Source organism: Mesorhizobium sp. M7A.F.Ca.MR.362.00.0.0 (assembly GCF_004023175.1).
Classification (GTDB): Bacteria; Pseudomonadota; Alphaproteobacteria; order Rhizobiales; family Rhizobiaceae; genus Mesorhizobium.
The window spans coordinates 1-1,319 of sequence record NZ_RZTF01000128.1; the positions used below are offsets into that span (position 1 = coordinate 1).

Annotated in this window: 2 protein-coding genes; both read left to right on the forward strand. The window is 62.5% G+C overall.

What is annotated here, in order from left to right; genetic code table 11:
* The first annotated feature begins 25 nt into the window (after positions 1 to 25).
* Entirely contained in the window at positions 26 to 1,036 is a 1,011-nt protein-coding gene (ispH, locus tag EOC06_RS17200; protein ID WP_128308332.1) for a 4-hydroxy-3-methylbut-2-enyl diphosphate reductase, read from the forward strand.
* A gap of 5 nt (positions 1,037 to 1,041) precedes the next feature.
* Positions 1,042 to 1,319: phosphotransferase (locus EOC06_RS42725; protein ID WP_245469700.1), on the forward strand; the 278-nt coding region annotated here is incomplete at its 3' end.

Sequence of the window (1,319 nt, forward strand, 5' to 3'; positions counted from 1 at the left end):
GCTTTGATCAACCGGCCCGGATTTAATGCTTCAGACAACCACCAAACCACCTCTGACGATCCGGCTCTGCCAGCCGCGCGGTTTCTGCGCCGGTGTCGACCGTGCCATTCAGATCGTCGTACTGGCGCTGAAGAAATATGGCGCGCCGGTCTATGTCCGCCATGAGATCGTGCACAACCGCTACGTCGTCGAGGGGCTGCAAAGCCTTGGCGCCGTCTTCATTGAGGAACTCTCCGAGATACCGGCCGAACATCGGCAGTCGCCCGTCGTGTTCTCGGCGCATGGCGTGCCGAAATCGGTGCCGGCGGATGCGAAGGCGCGCAATCTCTTCTATCTCGATGCCACCTGCCCGCTGGTGTCGAAGGTCCACAAGCAGGCGATGCGCCATCAGCGGCTCGGCCGCCATGTGCTGTTGATTGGTCACGCCGGTCATCCCGAAGTGATCGGCACCATGGGCCAACTGCCGGACGGAGCGGTGACGCTGATCGAAACCGAAACCGATGCCGCAAAGCTCTCGCCCGCCGATCCGCAGGCGCTCGGCTTCGTTACCCAGACCACATTGTCTGTCGAGGACACCGCCGGCATCATCCGCGCCTTGCAGGATCGCTTTCCGGCGCTGCAGGCACCAGCGGCGGAATCGATCTGCTATGCCACCACCAACCGCCAGGAAGCCGTCAAGGACACCGCGCCGGGCGCCGATCTCTATCTGATCGTCGGCGCGCCGAATTCCTCCAATTCGCGACGACTTGTCGAAGTCGCGGAGCGTGCAGGCGCCACCATGTCGCTTCTCGTGCAGCGCGCCGCCGAGATTCCGTGGAATGACATCGGCAACATCTCGACGCTTGGCCTGTCGGCCGGCGCGTCGGCGCCCGAAATCATCGTCGACGAGATCATCGACGCGTTCCGGCAACGCTTCGATGTCACGATCGATCTTGCCATCACGGCCACGGAAACCGAGGATTTTCCAGTCATGCGGGTCCTGCGCGATGTCGAACTGACGCGGGCCGACATGGCCTTCGTCAATGGAGCCGCGTAAGGCACATGGCGGTCTACACCGACGTTGCGGAAGGCGAACTCGGCGCATTCCTGAAGCACTATCCGGTCGGCGATCTCCTGTCCTACAAGGGCATCGCCGAAGGCACCGAGAACTCGAACTTTCTGCTGCACACCTCCAGCGGCTCCTACATCCTGACGCTCTATGAGAAGCGCGTCGAGAAGGCGGATTTGCCGTTTTTTCTGGGGCTGATGGGCCATCTCGCCAACAAGGGCGTGTCCTGCCCGCTGCCGATGACGCTGCCGTCATGCGCGGTCACCGGCAG

Coding starts and splice junctions, on each gene's coding strand:
- ispH (WP_128308332.1), top strand. CDS start 26: ATGCTTCAGACAACCACCAAACCACCTCTGACGATCCGGCTCTGCCAG.